Source organism: Pseudolysinimonas sp. (assembly GCF_049651805.1).
Classification (GTDB): Bacteria; Actinomycetota; Actinomycetes; order Actinomycetales; family Microbacteriaceae; genus Pseudolysinimonas_A.
On the sequence record NZ_JBASCU010000041.1, the window covers coordinates 1 to 18,128 of the forward strand.

Annotated in this window: 23 protein-coding genes; 12 read left to right on the top strand and 11 right to left on the bottom strand. The window is 68.3% G+C overall.

Features of this window, described 5'->3' with window-relative positions:
* Nucleotides 1-10: 10 nt before the first annotated feature.
* The gene (locus WBL06_RS10505) at nucleotides 11-280 is read right to left on the bottom strand and encodes a GlsB/YeaQ/YmgE family stress response membrane protein (RefSeq protein WP_424455948.1); all 270 of its coding nucleotides are present in this window, start codon (nucleotides 278-280) and stop codon (nucleotides 11-13) included.
* Between the two features lie 146 nt (nucleotides 281-426).
* Here WBL06_RS10505 and WBL06_RS10510 point away from each other — a divergent pair, with 146 nt between their 5' ends.
* Nucleotides 427-1,188 (top strand): SGNH/GDSL hydrolase family protein, encoded by a 762-nt coding sequence (locus WBL06_RS10510; RefSeq protein ID WP_424455949.1) that lies wholly within the window; start codon nucleotides 427-429, stop codon nucleotides 1,186-1,188.
* Here WBL06_RS10510 and WBL06_RS10515 read toward each other — a convergent pair.
* Together WBL06_RS10515 and WBL06_RS10520 are read right to left on the bottom strand one after the other, a co-directional pair.
* The gene (locus WBL06_RS10515; protein WP_424455950.1) at nucleotides 1,185-2,423 is read right to left on the bottom strand and encodes a D-alanyl-D-alanine carboxypeptidase family protein; all 1,239 of its coding nucleotides are present in this window, start codon (nucleotides 2,421-2,423) and stop codon (nucleotides 1,185-1,187) included. The genes WBL06_RS10510 and WBL06_RS10515 overlap by 4 nt on opposite strands.
* A 9-nt stretch (nucleotides 2,424-2,432) precedes the next feature.
* Nucleotides 2,433-3,248, bottom strand: coding sequence for a TrmH family RNA methyltransferase (locus WBL06_RS10520; protein ID WP_424455951.1), 816 nt, complete (start codon nucleotides 3,246-3,248; stop codon nucleotides 2,433-2,435).
* 102 nt (nucleotides 3,249-3,350) lie between these two features.
* Here WBL06_RS10520 and WBL06_RS10525 point away from each other — a divergent pair, with 102 nt between their 5' ends.
* Nucleotides 3,351-4,202 (top strand): Sir2 family NAD-dependent protein deacetylase, encoded by an 852-nt coding sequence (locus WBL06_RS10525; protein WP_424455952.1) that lies wholly within the window; start codon nucleotides 3,351-3,353, stop codon nucleotides 4,200-4,202.
* Between the two features lie 24 nt (nucleotides 4,203-4,226).
* Complete coding sequence (locus WBL06_RS10530) at nucleotides 4,227-4,850, top strand: histidine phosphatase family protein (RefSeq protein WP_424455953.1); 624 nt, start codon at nucleotides 4,227-4,229, stop codon at nucleotides 4,848-4,850.
* Nucleotides 4,851-4,853: 3 nt separating this feature from the next.
* On the opposite strand, the gene WBL06_RS10535 is transcribed toward WBL06_RS10530, so the two are convergent.
* Nucleotides 4,854-5,948 carry a glycosyltransferase family 4 protein gene (locus WBL06_RS10535; RefSeq protein ID WP_424455954.1) on the bottom strand — a complete coding sequence of 365 codons (1,095 nt, stop codon included), beginning with the start codon at nucleotides 5,946-5,948 and terminating at the stop codon, nucleotides 4,854-4,856.
* Nucleotides 5,945-6,793, bottom strand: coding sequence for an alpha/beta fold hydrolase (locus tag WBL06_RS10540; RefSeq protein ID WP_424455955.1), 849 nt, complete (start codon nucleotides 6,791-6,793; stop codon nucleotides 5,945-5,947). Before WBL06_RS10540 ends, WBL06_RS10535 begins: the two co-directional genes overlap by 4 nt.
* Before the next feature lie 103 nt (nucleotides 6,794-6,896).
* Between WBL06_RS10540 and WBL06_RS10545 the strand changes: the two genes are divergently transcribed.
* The gene (locus WBL06_RS10545) at nucleotides 6,897-7,976 is read left to right on the top strand and encodes an NUDIX domain-containing protein (RefSeq protein ID WP_424455956.1); all 1,080 of its coding nucleotides are present in this window, start codon (nucleotides 6,897-6,899) and stop codon (nucleotides 7,974-7,976) included.
* A gap of 67 nt (nucleotides 7,977-8,043) precedes the next feature.
* Here the strand turns inward: WBL06_RS10545 and WBL06_RS10550 are convergent, their stop codons facing one another.
* The 3 genes from WBL06_RS10550 to glgA form a co-directional block, all read right to left on the bottom strand.
* A complete protein-coding gene (locus WBL06_RS10550) occupies nucleotides 8,044-8,301 on the bottom strand; it encodes a type B 50S ribosomal protein L31 (protein WP_424455957.1) in 258 nt (85 codons plus the stop codon).
* A gap of 69 nt (nucleotides 8,302-8,370) precedes the next feature.
* A complete protein-coding gene (locus WBL06_RS10555) occupies nucleotides 8,371-9,156 on the bottom strand; it encodes an ABC transporter ATP-binding protein (protein ID WP_424455958.1) in 786 nt (261 codons plus the stop codon).
* Nucleotides 9,157-9,168: 12 nt separating this feature from the next.
* Complete coding sequence (gene glgA / locus WBL06_RS10560) at nucleotides 9,169-10,365, bottom strand: glycogen synthase (protein WP_424455959.1); 1,197 nt, start codon at nucleotides 10,363-10,365, stop codon at nucleotides 9,169-9,171.
* 50 nt (nucleotides 10,366-10,415) lie between these two features.
* Between glgA and WBL06_RS10565 the strand changes: the two genes are divergently transcribed.
* Nucleotides 10,416-11,657 carry a glucose-1-phosphate adenylyltransferase gene (locus tag WBL06_RS10565; protein ID WP_424455960.1) on the top strand — a complete coding sequence of 414 codons (1,242 nt, stop codon included), beginning with the start codon at nucleotides 10,416-10,418 and terminating at the stop codon, nucleotides 11,655-11,657.
* Between the two features lie 28 nt (nucleotides 11,658-11,685).
* Nucleotides 11,686-12,327: a phosphoserine phosphatase SerB gene (gene serB, locus WBL06_RS10570; RefSeq protein ID WP_424455961.1), complete on the top strand. Its 642-nt coding sequence runs from the start codon at nucleotides 11,686-11,688 to the stop codon at nucleotides 12,325-12,327.
* Here serB and fabG read toward each other — a convergent pair.
* Nucleotides 12,324-13,031: a 3-oxoacyl-ACP reductase FabG gene (fabG, locus tag WBL06_RS10575; RefSeq protein WP_424455962.1), complete on the bottom strand. Its 708-nt coding sequence runs from the start codon at nucleotides 13,029-13,031 to the stop codon at nucleotides 12,324-12,326. The genes serB and fabG overlap by 4 nt on opposite strands.
* A 46-nt stretch (nucleotides 13,032-13,077) precedes the next feature.
* Here fabG and WBL06_RS10580 point away from each other — a divergent pair, with 46 nt between their 5' ends.
* The 3 genes from WBL06_RS10580 (at nucleotide 13,078) to WBL06_RS10590 (ending at nucleotide 14,365) form a co-directional block, all read left to right on the top strand.
* Nucleotides 13,078-13,347 (top strand): DUF3099 domain-containing protein, encoded by a 270-nt coding sequence (locus WBL06_RS10580; RefSeq protein WP_424455963.1) that lies wholly within the window; start codon nucleotides 13,078-13,080, stop codon nucleotides 13,345-13,347.
* 62 nt (nucleotides 13,348-13,409) lie between these two features.
* Nucleotides 13,410-13,577 (top strand): hypothetical protein, encoded by a 168-nt coding sequence (locus WBL06_RS10585; protein ID WP_424455964.1) that lies wholly within the window; start codon nucleotides 13,410-13,412, stop codon nucleotides 13,575-13,577.
* Nucleotides 13,574-14,365 (top strand): SURF1 family protein, encoded by a 792-nt coding sequence (locus tag WBL06_RS10590; protein WP_424455965.1) that lies wholly within the window; start codon nucleotides 13,574-13,576, stop codon nucleotides 14,363-14,365. Before WBL06_RS10585 ends, WBL06_RS10590 begins: the two co-directional genes overlap by 4 nt.
* Here WBL06_RS10590 and WBL06_RS10595 read toward each other — a convergent pair.
* On the bottom strand, nucleotides 14,362-14,811 hold the full coding sequence (locus WBL06_RS10595; RefSeq protein WP_424455966.1) for an SRPBCC family protein: 450 nt from the start codon (nucleotides 14,809-14,811) through the stop codon (nucleotides 14,362-14,364). The two genes, WBL06_RS10590 and WBL06_RS10595, sit on opposite strands and share 4 nt — an antisense overlap.
* Nucleotides 14,812-14,905: 94 nt before the next feature.
* Here WBL06_RS10595 and WBL06_RS10600 point away from each other — a divergent pair, with 94 nt between their 5' ends.
* On the top strand, nucleotides 14,906-15,328 hold the full coding sequence (locus WBL06_RS10600) for a MerR family transcriptional regulator (protein WP_424455967.1): 423 nt from the start codon (nucleotides 14,906-14,908) through the stop codon (nucleotides 15,326-15,328).
* Between the two features lie 55 nt (nucleotides 15,329-15,383).
* Here the strand turns inward: WBL06_RS10600 and WBL06_RS10605 are convergent, their stop codons facing one another.
* On the bottom strand, nucleotides 15,384-16,982 hold the full coding sequence (locus WBL06_RS10605) for an ABC-F family ATP-binding cassette domain-containing protein (RefSeq protein ID WP_424455968.1): 1,599 nt from the start codon (nucleotides 16,980-16,982) through the stop codon (nucleotides 15,384-15,386).
* Nucleotides 16,983-17,126: 144 nt separating this feature from the next.
* Here WBL06_RS10605 and WBL06_RS10610 point away from each other — a divergent pair, with 144 nt between their 5' ends.
* Nucleotides 17,127-17,759: a biotin transporter BioY gene (locus tag WBL06_RS10610; protein WP_424455969.1), complete on the top strand. Its 633-nt coding sequence runs from the start codon at nucleotides 17,127-17,129 to the stop codon at nucleotides 17,757-17,759.
* 51 nt (nucleotides 17,760-17,810) lie between these two features.
* The coding region (locus WBL06_RS10615; RefSeq protein WP_424455970.1) for a response regulator at nucleotides 17,811-18,128 on the top strand (318 nt) is incomplete at its 3' end.

Consider the following 18,128-nt stretch of genomic DNA (forward strand, 5'->3'; position numbering starts at 1 on the left):
GCAGTCCGCGTCAGACGCGGCTACGGCTGCCGCGCGTGGCGAGGCCGTAGATCAGCAGCACGAGAATCGCGCCACCGATCGCGAGCAGCCAGGTCTGAACGGACCAGAACGTCTCGAGTCCCACGCCGAAGAGCGCGCTACCGATGAACCCGCCGAGCAGTGCGCCGACGACGCCGAGGATCAGCGTGACGATCCAGCCGCCACCCTGGCGGCCCGGCAGAATGGCCTTTGCGATAGCTCCGGCGATGAGGCCGAGAATGATCCATCCCAGAATTCCCACGGTGAACCTACTTTCTTGTTCGAGGCGGGTCTCGCCTCCTCGTCAAGGAAACCGGCTCGTCGCGCCGACGACAAAGGTCTTGTGCGGTGACGGTCGGTGCGGTAGAGCCGCAAGCGGAGCTTCCGCCGAGTCGTCATGATGGATGCATGACCGCCCGCCACCCGTGGTCGCGCTATGTCGCGATCGGCGATTCCTTCACCGAAGGGATCGGCGACCCCGAGCCGTCGAGCCCCGGCGGCCACCGGGGCTGGGCCGACCGCGTCGCCGAGGCGCTGGCGGCGCAGGCCGACGACTTCTCCTACGCCAATCTCGCCATCCGTGGTCGCCTGTTGCAACAGATCCTCGACGAGCAGGTGGATGCCGCCCTGACGCTGCACCCCGATCTCATCTCCGTCTCGGCCGGCGGCAACGACATCCTCCGTCTCGGTACCGACCCCGATGAGGTGGCTGCTCGCCTCGACGGCGGGATCGCGCGGCTACGCAGCGACGGCGCCACCGTGGTCATGTTCAACGGACCCGACATGGCCGGCACACCCGTCTTGGGTCGCATCCGCGGCAAAGTCGCGATCTACAACGAGAACCTGCGCGCGGTGGCGAGACGGCATGGCGCGATCGTTGCCGACATGTGGGCGTTGCGCGAACTGAGGGACCCGCGGATGTGGGCTCCCGACCGCCTGCACTTCTCGCCGATCGGTCATCAGACCATCGCCCGAATGGTACTCGACGCGCTCGACGTGCCCCACGATCTCGCACCGTTGGAGGCCGAACCGCCGCCGAACCAGCGCTGGCGGCAGGCGCGCATCGACGACATCGGCTGGGCACGGGCCTACCTCGGCCCGTGGATTCTGCGGCGCATCCGCCACGAGTCCTCGGGCGACGGCGTGACCCCCAAGCGGCCCAGCTTCTAGAAGAGCGCCGCCGGGTTGGTCAGTCGCCACCACGGCCCCGGGTCGGCGAGGTCGGCCGCGAGCTCGAGATCGACGCTCGCCGACATCGGACCCGAGGTGAAGACGAGGTCGCCGACATCTTCCCCGGCCACGCCCGTTCGCACATCTTCTGCGACGACATCGACCTCGACCGGCGCGCCCGCCCAGGTGAGCAGCGTGACGCGCGTCCCGGCGACTGCGGCGACCGACTCGCCCCAGACCGCGTCGTAGGTCGCGAAGGCCTCGGCATCGGCGGCGACCTCGACCTCGGTGAAGTTCGCCACGGTGGACTCGAGCAGCGTGAGGATGTCGCGATCGATGACATCGTGATCGGGTCCGCCTAGCACGACCCCGATCACCGTGACGGTCGACTCCCCCACCAGGTAGTCGGCCGAGAACAGCAGGTTCGCGCCGAAGTCATCGAGGGTACCGGTCTTGATCCCGTCGACGCCCTGCCGCCCGAGCAGCAGATTGGTATTCGGCAGCACGCCGAACGGAGGCACGTCGGCCTCCTTGGTCGCGACGATCTGCGCGATCACCGGATGCGCGAGCGCGATGCGGCCGAGTTCGATGAGCTGGTCGACCGGCGCGACGTTCGACGGGTCGATCCCGGTGGGTTCGTTGATGACGATCCGGTCGAGACCGCGTTCGGTGAGCCAGGCCCGGGCTGCGGCGAGGAAGGCGTCCTGCGAACCGAACGCCCAAACCGCCAGGCTCGTCGTGTAATTGTTCGAGGATTTGATCAGCGTGAGCTCGAGCAGCTGCCGTTCGGTGAACGTCATGCCGGCGCGCACCGTCGACACCGTGCCGTTCTGCGCCAAGTAGGCGCCGTACAGGGCGGCGTCGGCCGCCGTCATCGTCGCCGTCGGGCCCGATTCGCCCGGTGCGAGCGGATGCGCGTCGAGCACGACGAGCGCCGTGATCACCTTCGTGATGCTCGCCATCGGCAGCGGCGTGGTCACCCCGCTTTGCGCGAGCACGCCGGGATAGCCCACGGCGCCGATCGCGCTGGCGCCGTAGCCGGGAAAGTCGAGGGCGGGGACCGGCGGAATCTCGTCGACCGGAGTGGTCACCGTGACCAGTGCCGGCGCGAGCGGTGCCAGAAGGGTGAGCGGCAGGTAGGTCAGCGAGATGACGAGCAGCCCCAGGCCGCCGAACACCGCGACGCGTCGTCGCCGATAGATCTGTCGACGGGTCAGCTGGCGACTCGGTGGCACCCGTCGACCCTAAGCGTTCGACAGCTCTGTGCGGAGCGCCCAGAGGGCGACGGCGGCAGCGGCGGCGACGTTGAGCGAGTCGACCCCGTGATCCATCGGGATGGTGACGATCGTGTCGGCGACCTCGAGCGCATCCCTGCTCAGTCCATCGCCTTCCGTACCGAAGACCAGCGCGACTCGACCAGGTGGATGCCGGGCGAAGTCGGCGAGATCGACGGCGCGGCCATCGAGAGCGAGGGCCGCGATCTCGAAGCCGGCTGCACGAAGCTCCGGGGCAGCGATCCGCCACTCCCCCAGCCGCGTCCAGGGCACCTGCAACACGGCGCCCATGCTGACCCGTACCGACCGCCGATACAGCGGGTCGGCGCAGCGCGGGGTGACGAGCACGGCATCCGCTCCCATGCCGGCGACGGCACGAAAGATCGCGCCGACGTTGGTGTGATCGACGATGTCTTCGAGAACGACCACCCGACGAGCGTCGCGCAGGAGATCGGCGACCGCAGGCAGCGCGGGCCGGTGCATCGACGCGAGCGCACCGCGGTGCATGACGAAGCCGGTGACGGCCTCGAGTACCTCGGCCGTGCCCACGTAGACCGGCACGTTCCAGGACGCGAACAGTGGTTCGATCTCGGGCAGCCATTTCTCGAGCACCAGCACCGATCGCGGGTGATGGCCGGCCGCGAACGCCCGCTCGATCACTCTGACCGACTCGGCGAGGTAGATGCCCTCCGCGGGCTCGCGCAGGCGTCGGCGAACGACATCCGTCAGCTCGGTGTAGTCCCGCAGTTCGGGTGCGGTGGGATCGGTGACCGGGACGATGTGCACCGGCCCGAGCCTACGGGGCCACCCTCAGCTCACGGGAACCGGAAACATCCCCGCAACCTGAACGTTCTAGCCTTCGAACACAGCCGAGTCGAAGGAGGCGCCGTGCCGGTCACGACCCTGCCTGCCCTCGACCCCGCCCTGCTTCCGTTCGTCGACCAGGCGGAGCGCGTACTCACCGGGCGGCGCGTCGCCGTGCTGACCGGTGCGGGCGTGAGTACCGATTCGGGTATCCCCGACTATCGCGGCGAGGGTGCGCCGGTGCGCAATCCGATGACCTTCCAGACATTTCTGGGCGACGCGCGTGCCCGGCAGCGGTACTGGGCGGGTAGTCACCTGGGGTGGCGCTACTTCGCGGTGGCGGGGCCGAACGCCGGGCATGAGGCGATCGCCGACCTCGAACTCGCCGGCGTCGTGAACGGTGTCGTCACCCAGAACGTCGACGGGCTGCACCTGCGTGCCGGATCGCGCCATGTCGTCGACGTGCACGGCTCGATGGACCGCGTCTTCTGCCTGGCCTGCGGCCAACAGTTCGCCCGCGAAGACATCGCGGTGCGAATGACGCGCGACAACCCGTGGCTCGCCGAGCCCGAGAACGTCAAGCTCAACCCCGACGGTGACGTCGACATCGACGCGGTCGGCGAGATGATCGTTCCGACCTGCACGGTGTGCGAGGGGATGCTGAAGCCCGACGTGGTCTTCTTCGGCGAGTTCGTTCCGACGACGAAGTTCGCCGCGGCGGCTGCGCTCATCCGGTCGGCCGATGCGCTGCTCATCGCGGGTTCATCGCTCGTGGTGAACTCCGGGATCCGACTGCTCGAGCAGGCGGCGCGGCGGCGCCTGCCGATCGTGATCGTGAATCGCGGGGAGACGAAGGGTGACGCGCGCGCGACGCTCAAAATCGACGCCGGCACCTCGGAAGTGCTGAGCGCGTTGACGGAGCGCATGACCGCCTGAGCGCGACCGTAGGATCGGACTGTCATGACCGATCTGTACCTCGTACGTCACGGCGAGACCGAGTGGAACCGGCAGCGCCGCATCCAAGGGCTCACCGACATCCCGCTCAACGACACCGGGCGTGAGCAGGCTCGCCTGACCGGAATGCTGCTGGCCAGGCGGCCGATCACCCGCGTGGTCGCAAGCCCGTTGGGTCGAGCCCGCGAGACGGCTGAGATCATCTCGGCCGAACTCGGTCTCGGCGAGCCGGAGCTGCGGGAGGCGTTCGTCGAGCGCAACTACGGTGATGCTGAGGGGCTCGACTTTCATGAGATCGACGTGCGCTACCCGGACGGAGTCGAGGTGCCCGGCCGGGAGTCGCGCGAGGAGGTCGCCGCCCGGGTCATCCCGGCACTGCAGTCCCTCGCCGCCGAGCACCCCGGCGAGGCGATCGTCGTCGTAAGCCACGGTGGTGCCATCCGGGCCGCGCTCATGACGGCCGAGCCCAGGCGGGGGTTCGGTCCGATCACGAACGGCTCGGTACACAGCTTCCATGTCGCTGACGCCGATCTGCGGCTCGTGGCGTTCAACGATCCCATCGAGCTGGCCGCCGTCGACCCGCGCAGTGGCGACATCGGCCTGCAGAACGCCGTCGAGGCGCGCGAGTAGCGCTCAGCCGGCGGCATCCTCAGGGCGGGGCTTGTTGGCCACGCGCCGCAACACCTCGTACAACACGTCGGCCGAGCGGTCCCAATCGAACAGCACGGCCCGCTCGCGGGCCGCAACCGAACGGGCGAGCCAGGTCGCCTCATCATCGAGCGCACGCACCGCCGCAGCGAAGGCAGAGGGGTCCCGCGGGTCGGCGTAGACGCCCGCCTCGCCGCCGATCTCGCGGAAGATCGGGATGTCGCTCACGACGATCGGGGTGCCGACGCTCATCGCTTCCACGAGCGGGATGCCGAATCCCTCGTCGAGCGAGGCGTGCACGAGCGCATGGGCGCTTTCGAGCAACTCCGCGTACTCCGCATCCGTCACCCCGTCATGGAAGATGAGGGACCCGGCGGGCGCGAGCGCCTCCAGGGATACGCGGGCGCGGGCCGCCACGCGGCTGAGCAGGTGAAGGCGGTAGCCGGGAAGTTCGTGCAACGCGCGAGCGAGGGTGTGGACATTCTTGTAGGGCATGAACGAGCCCATGTAGACGAGGTCTCGGGTCGTCGTCGCGCGTCGAGCCGGCGGGTCAGTACGCACGGGGTCGGCCGCGTTGTACACGACCGTGACGGGCCGTGCCGTCAGGCGATGGGCGGCGATCAGTTGCTTCGTCGTCTCCGAGACCGTCACCACCTCGTCGGGGCGGCCCAGGGCACGCCGCTGCGGCCCGAAGGTGAGGTGGTACAGCCACCAACCCGCGCGGATGTACCCGGGCAAGTTGCGGGGAGGCGTGCGGTGCCGATGATAGATGAGGTCGTGCAAGGTCAGCACGAGTCCGTAGCGTCGCCCGGCCGAACCCATCGTCTGCAGGGGGCTGAAGACGGCATCCGGATTCAATGGATTGAGCTGCCGAGCGACCCAGGGCTCTCGGAGGCTCGTCTCCGACGAGATGAGGTGCCAGGGCAGGTCGGGAAGCCGTTCGAGCTGGGCGAGGTCGCTGATCAGCATCTCGACGGGCATCCGGCGCGAGAGCGCCTCGACCAGCCGCGCGGAGTAGCGGCTGATTCCGTCGTGGTGCCCCGAGCGCACCACGTAGCGGCAGTCGAACAGGATCTTCACGCGGTGAGGTCCGTCATGAAGGCTCGGATGGCGTGTGCGGCGGCATCCGGCGTCTCGTAGTGGATGAGGTGCCCGACCCCGGGGATCACGTCGAGACGGGCGTCGGGGAACGCCTCCAGCAACTCGAACTGGCCGGCCAGGGGCGCGACTTCATCCCGCTCCCCCGCGACGAGCAGCACGGGCTGCGCGATCCGCTCCGCGACGGCCGCGACGGTCGTCGACAGCGACGCGTCGAACCCTTCGACGATGCTGGCGCGCGAGCCGAACTTGCTGAAGTACGCATGGTGTTGCCCGTGGATGAACCGCCGCAGGGCACGGTCGCGCGTCTTGGCGAGCTTGACGCTCATGCCCTGAACGACGAGCGGGTTGGCGAGCCAGGCTCGCGCTGCACGTTCCGGCAGGCGACGAGCGACCGCGTAGTAGAAGCGCGTGGCGCCGATGCCGGCCACCTTCGCCGGGTCATCCGCGATGGGGTTGATCAGGATCACGGCGCGCGCGGCGAGTCCGTCGGCGACGGCGTGGGCGACGACGATCGAGCCGAACGAGTGGCCGAGCAGCACCGCGTCGTCGGAAAGCCCGAGTTCGTCGGTGAAGGCCCGCAACCAGACCCCGTACCCGGCGATCGAGTGGGTCGCATCTGTCATCGGCGTGGAGTCGCCGAAGCCCGGCAGGTCGGGCGACAGGATGTGGAAGTCCGGCAGCAGGCGAACGACCGGTTCCAGGCCGTGGTGGTCGCCCCGGTATCCGTGGACGACGACGATGGTCGGGCCGTTGCCGGGAGTGCCGTACTCCCAGAACCGCACCCGGCTGCCGAGTAGCTCCAGGTCTCGCGTGACTGTGCTCATCCGTCCCGAGTCTACGAGCGTGGCGGCGCATCGATCGCTCCCGCGACACGCGGGCCTCGACCCCCGGGTGGCTGGAGTGGAGCTTGCGTCGTAGCCTGATCGGGTGGGGAACTGGCAGGAGCGCTTGGCAGTCGCGGAGTTCGCGATCTCGGGCACCGATCTCGACACCGCTCGGATGGTCGCAGCCCGCGTGGCGGTACTCGACGAGGACGGCAGCGAACTCGCGCGATGGGACTGGGGTTCCGACCGTGCCGACGCCGTTGTCGGCGAGGTCGCACAGACGTTGCGCACCCTGCTGGTGCTCGGCATCCCCCTGGCGACCTTCGATGCGGCGACAGGGCTCACGGTGCTCGACCACGAGTGTCGCCGACGAGGAATCGAGCCGCTCGCCGAACCGGCTCCCGTGCTCGACCCCCTGCTGCTCGACGCGCTGATCGAGCCCGAGTACGAGGGCTCTCGCACCCTCAACGCGATGGCCGAACGCTACGACGTCGAGCCGGGCTCACTGGCTGCCGGCCGCATCGTGCGGGCGATGTCCGAGCGCGACGAGTTCTCGGGCACCCCGTCGAACCTGCACGCTCGTCAGCGCGGCATGCGCGACGGCTGGCCGGTGCTGCCGCTGGAAGACATCCGGATCATCGAAGACACCCAGCCCATCCCGGCTCCTGATCCGCGCCCCAGTGACACCGTGCCGATGTTCGACTTCTCCGACGGCGGCATGCTCGCGCTCGAGCCGGCACCTGAACGCGCCGTCGCGCCGTCCCCCGCACCGCGCCGCATTCACGTCGCTGCGGCGATCGTCACCGATACCGCGGGCCGAGCGATCGTCGTGCGCAAGCAGGGCACGACCGGATTCATGCAGCCCGGCGGCAAGATCGAGCGGGGTGAGAGCGCCTTGGCGACTCTGATCCGCGAATTGCGTGAGGAGCTCGGCCTCGAGGTGGATGTCGACGCGACCGAGTTTCTCGGATCGTACGAGGCGGCCGCGCTCAACGAGCCCGGGCAGACGGTGCGCGCCGAGGTCTTCGCGTTGGTCACCGATGCGGATCTGACACCGGCGGCGGAGATCGACGCGGTCTACTGGCTGGAATCCCCCGACGACACCGATTCGGTCGAGCTTGCGCCGCTCACCCTCGACGTGATGCTGCCCCTCTGGGCGGCCCGGCGCCCCGCGCTCTTTTAGGCGCCGACAACGCGAAAGCCCCGCACCTGGCGCTCGGTACGGGGCTTATCGGAAACTGAGGGGACGACTAGTTCTTCTTCTCGCCGAAGCCCTTGAAGCGCTGGTTGAACTTCTCGACGCGGCCGGCGCTGTCGAGGATGCGCTGCTTGCCCGTGTAGAACGGGTGCGACTCCGACGAGATCTCGACGTCGATGACCGGGTACGTCTCGCCGTCGAGGTCGATGGTCTTGTCGCTCGACACCGTCGAGCGGGTGAGGAAGGTGGCACCGCTCGCGAGGTCGCGGAACACGACGGGCGCGTACTCGGGGTGGATCTCGGACTTCATGGCGCTACCTCGAAAGAAACGGGAAGGGAAAGTGGCCGAACGGCCAAGGAGCGACTTTACCAGACACCGCTAGGCCGCGCGAGCGGCGAAGCGCCCGTTCGCCGACGTCAGCTCGATGGGCAGCCCGAAGGTGGCGGTGAGATTCCCGGCCGTGAGCACCTCACCGATCGGCCCCGCCGCCGTGACGGCGCCGTCAGCCAGCAGCAACACGTGGCTGAATCCGGGCGGGATCTCTTCGACGTGGTGGGTCACCATCACCATCGCGGGCGACTTCGGGTTGCTCGCGAAGCCGCCGAGTAGCTGCAACAGCTCCTCGCGGGAGCCGAGGTCGAGGCTCGCGGCCGGCTCGTCGAGCAGCAGAACCTCGGGATCGGCCATGACGGCGCGCGCGATCTGCACGCGCTTCTGCTCGCCGTCGCTGAGGGTTCCGAACCGCCGGTCGTCGAAGGCGGAAAGTTTCCACTCCCCGAGCACGCGTCGGGCGCGGTTCACATCGACGTCTTCGTAGACCTCGTTCCAGCGTCCCGTGACGGCGTAGGCGGCGGTGAGCACGACATCCAGCACCACCTCATCGGCCGGGATGCGCTTCGCCATCGCGGATGACGCGAGGCCGATGCGGGGCCTCATCTCGAACACGTCGGACTTGCCGAGCCGCTCGCCGAGGAGCGTCGCATGTCCAGAGGTCGGATGCATCGTCGCCGCGGCGATCTGCAGCAGCGTCGTCTTGCCTGCGCCGTTCGGGCCGAGAACCACCCAGCGTTCGTCGGCACCCACCGCCCAGCTCACCTGGTCGAGGATGCGAGTGCCCCCTCGGACGACGGACACGTTCGAGAATTCGAGCACCGGAGAGGACATGGTGCCCTCAGCTTACGGGCCCGCCCCGCCGAGCAGTTCCGCGTAGATCGCGCTCGTGCGCTCCGCGATCGCCGCCCAGCTGAACTCGGCCTCGGCCCGGCGGCGTCCGGCGATCCCCATGAGACGCGCCGTGGCCGGGTCGGCCACGACTTCCGAGAGCGCGGCCGCGAGGTCGGCGACGAACTGCTCGGGGTCGACCGGGGTGCCGGTGCCGTCGTCGACCTGCTGGATGGGCACCAGGCGTCCGGTGACGCCGTTGGCGACGACCTCGGGGATGCCGCCGGTCGCCGTGCCGACAACGGGCAGGCCACAAGCCATCGCTTCGAGGTTGACGATGCCGAGCGGCTCGTAGACCGAGGGGCAGACGAAGGTCGTCGAGGCCGACAGCAGCGCGGCGAGTTCGGGCTGCGAGAGCAGACGGTCGATCCAGATGACGCCCGTGCGCTCGGTCTGCAACGCGGCTACACCGGCCTGCACCTCGGCGAGGATCTCGGGGGTGTCGGGGGCTCCCGCGCAGAGGATGAGCTGCACTTCGGGCGCGAGCCGGCGGGCCGCGGCGAGCAGGTACGGCAGGCCCTTCTGGCGCGTGATCCGCCCGACGAAGATCACGCTCGGGCGGGAGGGGTCGACGCCGAATCCGCGCACGATCTCGGGTTCGTCGACGGGCTTCCAGCGCTCGAGGTCGATGCCGTTGTGCACCACGCGGACCCGCGCCGGATCGATCGCCGGGTAGGAGCGCAGAATGTCGGCCTGCATCCCGCGCGACACCGCGATGACGGCATCCGCCGCCTCGAACGCGGTGCGTTCGATCTCGCTCGAGATTCGGTACCCGCCGCCGAGCTGTTCGGCCTTCCACGGCCGAAGCGGCTCAAGGCTGTGCGCGGTGACGACGTGCGGGATGCCGTGCAGGAGTTTCGCGAGGTGCCCCGCACCGTTCGCGTACCAGGTGTGCGAATGAACGAGGTCGGCACCTTCGACGTCCTGGGCGATCTGCAGGTCGACGCCGAGGGTGGCGAGCGCCGGATTGGCGTTCGTGAGTTGCGGCGGCACGAGGTAGGCGTGCACGTTCTCTTCGTCGCGCGGCATTCCGAAGCACCGCACGACGACGTCGGTTGTCGGGCGCAGGGCGGCGACGAGCTCGGCGACGTGCACGCCGGCGCCTCCGTAGACCTCCGGCGGGTACTCGCGGGTTACGACGTCTACTCGCATTGAGTGAACGCTAGTACACCGCCTGGGGTGACGGCCCGTACTGTTGAGCCATGGCGGCGAAGAAGGTGTTCGGGATTGTTCTGGCCGGCGGCGAGGGCAAGCGCCTCATGCCGTTGACAGCCGACCGGGCGAAGCCCGCCGTGCCGTTCGGCGGCGGTTATCGCCTGGTCGACTTCGCGCTGTCGAACCTGGTGAACTCCGGGCTCCGCCAAGTGGTCGTGTTGACCCAGTACAAGTCGCACTCGCTCGATCGTCACGTGTCACAGACCTGGCGCCTCTCCGGACTGCTGGGGGCCTACGTCGCCTCCGTTCCGGCGCAGCAACGTCTCGGCAAGCGGTGGTTCTCGGGGTCGGCTGACGCCATCCTGCAGAGCCTCAACCTGTTGCGTGACGAGCGTCCCGACATCGTCGTCGTCGTCGGTGCCGACCACGTCTACCGCATGGACTTCTCCCAGATGGTGGAGGCCCACATCGAGGCGGGCGCCGGCGTCACGGTGGCGGCGATCCGGCAGCCGATCGCGCTCGCCGACCAGTTCGGGGTCATCGAACTCGACCCGAAAAACCCGCACCGTATCGCGGCGTTCAAAGAGAAGCCGAAGGATGCCGTCGGCCTTGCCGACTCCCCGGGCGAAGTGCTCGCCTCGATGGGCAATTACGTCTTCGATGCCGACGTGCTCATCGACGCGGTGCAGCGTGATGGCGAGCGGCCGGACTCGAACCACGACATGGGCGGCGATATCGTTCCCGACTTCGTCGCTCGCGACGACGCGGCCGTGTACGACCTCCAGCGCAACCAGGTGCCTGGCGCCACCGACCGCGACCGCTACTACTGGCGCGATGTCGGAACGATCGAGTCGTTCTTCGACGCCCACCAAGACCTGATCTCGGCTCTCCCGGTTTTCAACCTCTACAACCGCGATTGGCCGATCTACAGTCAGCAGCTCAACTCTCCGCCGGCGAAATTCGTGCGCGACGGCGAGAACGCCGTCGGAACGGCGATCGACTCGATCGTGTCGCTCGGCTGCGTCGTCTCGGGCGGTCACCTGGAGCGCAGCGTGCTCGGCCCCTGGGTCACCGTCGAGTCGGGTGCGAAGGTCGTCGACTCCGTCGTCTTCGAACGGGTTCGCATCGAAGATCGGGCCACCGTGCAGCGCGCTATCCTCGACAAGGATGTCGTCGTCGAATCCGGCGCCACCGTCGGCGTCGACCACGATGCCGATCGCCGCCGCGGCTTCACCGTCACCGATTCCGGCATCACCGTCGTCGGCAAGGGAGTCGTCGTCACCCCCTAGCTCCCTGACAGAAGGCAGGCTCGCGCCGATGGCCCGCTTCCTCGTCGTTCTCGATGTCGACTCCACCCTCATCGAGAACGAGGTCATCGAGCTCCTTGCTGATGAGGCCGGTTCGGGTGATCGGGTCGCCGAAATCACCTTCCGGGCGATGAACGGCGAACTCGACTTCGAGCAGAGTCTGCGCGAACGGGTCGCGACCCTCGCCGGTCTTCCCGAATCGGTCATCGAGACGGTGCGGTCGCGGGTGACGGTGACTCGGGGGGTGCCAGAGCTGATCGCGGGCGTGCAGGCGGCCGGCGGCAAGGTTGCCGTCGTGTCCGGGGGGTTCCACGAGATCATCGACCCGCTCGCGCGCGAACTCGGGCTCGACCACTGGCGGGCGAACCGGCTCGCGGTCGTCGATGGCAAGCTCACGGGCGACGTCCTGGCACCGGTGGTCGACGCGGCCGCGAAGGCCGCGGCGCTCCGCGAATGGGCAACGGATGCCGGCATCCCGATGTCGCAGACGGTAGCTGTCGGCGATGGCGCCAACGATCTGCCGATGATGGCGATCTGCGGGTTGGCGGTGGGTTTCGATGCCAAAGCACCCGTCCGTGACCTGGCGCACGTGCTGCTCGACGAGCGCGACCTGTCGATGCTGCTGCCCCTTCTGGGGCTCCCCTGCGGCTAGTGACCCATCCCGAGGCCGCCGTCGACGGGGATGACGGCGCCCGAGATGTAGGCGGCGTCGTCGGAGGCAAGCCACGCGACGACCTTCGCGACCTCGCTCGGGGTCGCGAACCGACCGGCGGGAATCGACTTCTTGTACGCGGCCTGGGTGTCGTCGGACAGTTCGGCGGTCATGTCGGTCTCGATGAACCCGGGCGCGACGACGTTGGCCGTGATGCCGCGGCTGCCGAGCTCGCGGGTGATCGAGCGGGCCATACCGACGAGCGCGGCCTTCGACGAGGAGTAGTTGACCTGTCCCGGGCCGCCGAAGAGCCCGACGACGCTCGAGATCAGGATGATGCGGCCGAAGCGTGCCTTCATCATCGCCTTCGTGGCGCGCTTGACGACGCGAAACGATCCCCCGAGGTTGGTGTTCACGACGGTGTCGAAATCGTCTTCCGTCATCATCATCAGCAGCTTGTCGCGGGTGATGCCGGCGTTCGCGACGACCACCTCGACGGGGCCGAGCTTCTCTTCGATCTCGGTGAACGCCGCGTCGATCGCTGCGGCATCGGTGACGTCGGCTTGCACGGTGAGGGTGCCCTCGGGGCCGTCGCCCGACCGTGCGGTCACGGCCACGCGGTGGCCTTGGGCGACGAACTCCGCGGCGATCGCGTGGCCGATGCCACGGTTTCCTCCGGTGACGAGAATGGTGCGAGCAGTCATCACGTCAGCCTATCGACGCGGGCGCGCGTACCCTGGTGCCAAGACCATGCGCAACCGAACCGTCGCGATCACCGAACTCCCCCCTTCGCCGGAGCAGGAGCAGTCCGCGCGCATGCGCCGGTACGCGTTGACGATGGGCATCCGCGTTCTGTGCATCTTTGCGTGCCTCTTCGTGCGGGGCTGGTGGCTGATCGTTCCGGCGCTCGGCGCGATCTTCCTGCCCTACGTCGCGGTGGTGCTCGCCAACGCCGTGTCGCGCTCGGGCGGCCGCACCGTCGAGCGGCCGGGCGCGATCGTGCCGCGAGACGACGCGTGATCGGTTTCGACGCCGCAGTGCAGTGTTCGTCGGCGGGCTGCAGCGCAGACGCGGCATGGCGGGTGAACTGGCGCAACCCCCGCATCCACACCCCCGACCGGGTGAAGGTCTGGCTCGCCTGCGGTGACCACCGCTCGACCCTGGCCGACTATCTCGCCACCCGAGGCTTCCCAGTCGTGGTCAGCGCGCTCGACGCTCCCGTCGACCTCGTTCCGGATGCGGTGCGATGACCTGGCTACGGCGCTGGGGCGGGTACGTTGCCCTCACGATCGTCTTCGCGATCGCGTGCGGGCTGCTCTCGTGGTGGCAGTGGTCGCGTCGCGTCGATGCGGTCGACGAGATCGCGAGGATCGAGGCGAACTACGACGCTCCACCCGCCGAACTCACCGATCTGCTGCCGGGACTCGCGTCTGCCGACGAGGCCGTCGAGTGGCGCCCCGTCCAGCTGACCGGCGAGTACCTGGTCGACGAACAGCTGCTGGTGCGCAACCGCCCGCGCAACTCGCTCCCCGGCTTCGAGGTGCTCGTTCCGCTGCGACTGAGCGACGGTACCGTCTTCGTCGTCGACCGAGGCTGGGTTCCCGGCGGATCAACCCCGGAAGCCCCCGAGTCGGTGCCTGCAGCGCCTGAGGGCCAGGTGACCGTCGTCGTGCGGCTCAAGCCCGGAGAGCCCGAGATCCCCGGTCGCGGCGCCCCGGAGGGGCAACTCGCAACCGTGCGGCTTCCCGACGTGGCCGACCTCGTCGAAGCGCCGACCTACACCGGCATATACGGGCTGCTCGTTTCGGAAGACCCAGCGCCGACCGAAAGCCCGCTGCCGGCGTTCAAGCCGGTCGAGGACGAGGGGCCACACCTGTCGTACGCACTCCAATGGATCGTGTTCGGCATCATGGCGTTCGTCGGTCTTATCTGGGCGGTGCGCCGGGAGCGCAAGATCGCTGCAGGCAATGCCCCCGTAACTCGTCGTGACCAGGACGCCGATGTGGAAGACGCAGTCTTGGATGCACGGGGGCGCTAGGACGGCCTCCGGTCACCCTCCTCCAACAGCCGCTTCAGGGTGTCCAGTTCGTAGCCCACCCCGCGTCTGACCTCACCGCCGAAGGCGGGTTCCAAGAGGCGGCGAGCTCCCTTGAGGGCGAAAGTAGCCGTGATGTCCACCCGGGTACCCCCGTCGGCGTCGGTGAAGTCGAGTTTCCCCGAATAGTCGAGCGCGGGGGAGGATGCGGTGAACCCGAGCAGGGTCCCCTCGGCTAGTTCGGTGATCTCGCAATGCGCCTCGACCGTCTCGCGGCCGATCCGCACGTCCTCTGTGAACCGCATGCCGACGCGCACGGGCCCTTGAGTGGCGACGTGAGTGGAAACCACCTCACTCTGCCAACGGGGCAGGTTGTCGAGATCGGCTACGAAGGCATAGACCTCCGCACGTGGCCTCAAGATCGTGGCGGAATCGCTGACGGAGATCATTGATCTCTCCTCTCGGTCCGGGCGGTCAACGCCTGGTTTTACGGTAGTGTGCGGGCTCAAGCGCGCTTGAGGTCAAGAGGCAAGGACGGACGCGATGGAAATCGGCGAGGCGGCAGAACGCGCCGGCGTGAGCGTGTCGGCTGTGCGCTACTACGAAAGCGCCGGCCTCCTTCCGACACTTCGGCGTATCGGGGTGCGTCGAATCTTCGGGGCCACCGATCTCGAAAGACTTCGGATCATCGCGACGGCGCGCACGCTCGGTTTCTCAATCCAAGAGATCCGAGCTCTCGTGGCGGACCAAGAGCCACCCCTTACCCCAGCAGAGGCCTGGCAACGGCTCGCGCAGGCGAAGCTCCCCGAGCTTGAGCGAACGATTTCCCAGGCTCGAGCGCTCTCGACCCTCATTCATGCCGGTCGAGCCTGTGACTGCGCCGACATCGGACGGTGCATCGAGTCGGCCGGCAGAGCGTGCAAGCCGCCTCGCGAGGCTCGAACCCTACTGCAAATCGTGAACTAGTCTCAGTGCCATCCCTCGTCGGCATCGCAGATGCATTCGGTGCGACACATCCCGCCTAAGCGAGGGCGATCAGGTCGGCGTAGCCGGGGTTCCAGTGATCCTCGACGCCGTCAGGCAGGATCAGCACCCGCTCGGGGTTGAGTGCCTCGACGGCTCCCTCGTCGTGCGACACCAGCACGACCGCGCCCGAGTAGCCCGCGAGGGCGCCGAGGATCTCTTCGCGGCTCGCCGGGTCGAGGTTGTTCGTCGGCTCGTCGAGCAGCAACACGTTGGCGCCCGACACCACGATCATCGCCAGCGCCAGACGGGTCTTCTCGCCGCCGGAGAGCACCCCGGCGGGCTTGTCGGCGTCGTCGCCCGTGAACAGGAACGAGCCGAGCACGCGACGCGCCTCGGTCGCGGTGAGCTGCGGGCTGGCCGCCGTCATGTTCTCGAGCACCGACCGCTTGACGTCGATCGTCTCGTGCTCCTGCGCGTAGTACCCGATGCGCAGGCCGTGCCCGGGCTCGATTTGCCCGGTGTCGGGCTTGTCGACGCCGGCCAGCATCCTCAACAGCGTCGTCTTGCCCGCACCGTTCAGGCCGAGCACCACCACCTTCGAGCCCCGGTCGATCGCGAGGTCGACGGCGGTGAAGATTTCGAGTGACCCGTAGCTCTTGGAGAGGTTGCTCGCCATGAGGGGGGTCTTGCCACAGGCGACCGGATCGGGGAACCGCAGCTTCGCGACCCGATCGACCGCGCGCACTTCCTCGAGTCCGGAGAGCATCTTCTCGGCCCGTGCCACCATCTGGTGAGCTGCGGCCGCCTTCGACGCCTTCGCGCCGAACCGCGCGGCCTGCAACTGCAGTTGGGTCGCCTTCTTCTCGACGTTGACGCGCTCCTTCTTGCGGCGCTCCTCGTCGGCTTCGCGCTGGCGCAGGTAGTGTTTCCAGCCCATGTTGTAGATGTCGATGACCTGCCGGTTGGCGTCGAGGTAGAACACCCGGTTGACGGTGTCTTCGACGAGGTCGACGTCGTGGCTGATCACGATCACTCCCCCGCTGTATGCCTTGAGGAACTCGCGCAGCCAGACGACCGAGTCGGCGTCGAGGTGGTTGGTGGGCTCATCGAGGATCATCGTGTCGGCACCCGAGAACAGGATGCGGGCCAGCTCGATGCGGCGGCGCTGACCCCCTGAGAGGGTCTTCAACTGCTGATCGAGGATGCGGTCGGGTAGGGCGAGGTTCGAGGCGATGGATGCCGCCTCCGCCTCCGCTGCGTATCCCCCGAGGGCGAGAAAGCGGTCTTCGAGCCGCCCGTAGCGATCCATCGCCGCCGCGCTGACCTTCTCGTCGGAGCTCGCCATCTCGTCCGTGGCGCGCCGCAGGTCGAGGACCAGTCGGCCGAGGCCGCGGGCATCCAGGATTCTCGTGCGCGCCGTGTCTTCGGGGTCGCCGGTGCGGGGATCCTGGGGCAGATAGCCGATCTCACCCGTGCGGTGGATCTTGCCCCCGCTCGGCAGGCTCTCCCCCGCCAACGTCTTCGTCAGGGTCGTCTTGCCGGCGCCGTTGCGGCCGACGAGGCCGATCTTGTCGCCCCGTTCCACGCGGAAGTTCACCCCTTCCATGAGCAGGCGCGCGCCGACGCGGATCTCGAGATCGTGCACGGCGAGCACAGCAAGGTCCCTTCAAAGTTGAGGTGGGGATTCGGGAGGATGTCGACAAGCGGCGCGAGTGCGCCAGCCCGCTAGTCTAACCGGGAGTGCCCCCGCCATCGTCCGATAGGGGCACCTCCCCAACCGAAGAGGATTGCCTTCCGCATGTCTGCTGTCGTCCCTGCCGTACCTCGCCTGGTTCTCGCCGATCGTGTCTTCCCGCGCACGTGGGTGCTCGACATCGTGCTCGTCGCCGCCGGTGCCGCATTCACCGCCCTGCTCGCGCAGGTCATCATCCCCATGTACCCGGTGCCGATCACGGGGCAGACCCTTGCCGTACTTCTCGTCGGCGCGACCCTCGGGTGGGCGCGCGGCGCGTCGGCGCTCGGCCTGTATCTGGCGCTCGGTCTGATCGGGCTCCCGGTATTCGCGCCCCAGGACGACGGCTCGCACCTCACCGGTCTCGCGGCGCTCGCGGCGCCGAGCTTCGGCTACATCATCGGCTTCGTCTTCGCGGCAGCGGCCGTCGGGTGGCTGTCGGAACGCACCTGGGACCGCCACGTCCTGAAGGCGATCGCGACGTTCGTGGGCGGATCGGTCATCGTTTTCGCGTTCGGGCTGCCGTGGTTGGCCGCCGTCACCGGAGGGACCTTTGCTCAGGTGATGGAGTGGGGCCTCATCCCGTTCATCCCGGGCGGCATCATCAAGGCGCTGATCGCGGCAGCTCTGCTTCCGGCCGCCTGGTGGGGGGCCAACCGCCTCGTTCAGAGCCGCGGGAGCGAACCGAAGGCGCACTGACGCGGTGCGGCGCTCCCCACGGAGCGCCGCACCCGCCTACCATTCAGAGCTATGGAGCCTGTCCGTCGCGCTGTCGTCATCGAGGATGACGACGACATCCGCCACTTGCTCGAAACCGTTCTGACTCAGGCGGGGTTCGAGGTGACGGCACGGTCGAACGGATATGACGGCGTCGAGGCGGTGCGCTCGGTCAGCCCGACAGTGGTCACCCTCGATGTCAACATGCCCGGCATGGACGGATTCGAGACAGCCAAGCGCATCCGCCAGTTCTCCGATGCCTACATCGTCATGCTGACGGCGCTCGGTGAAGAGATCGACACCCTGCAGGGTCTCGAGGCCGGCGCCGACGACTACGTCACCAAGCCGTTC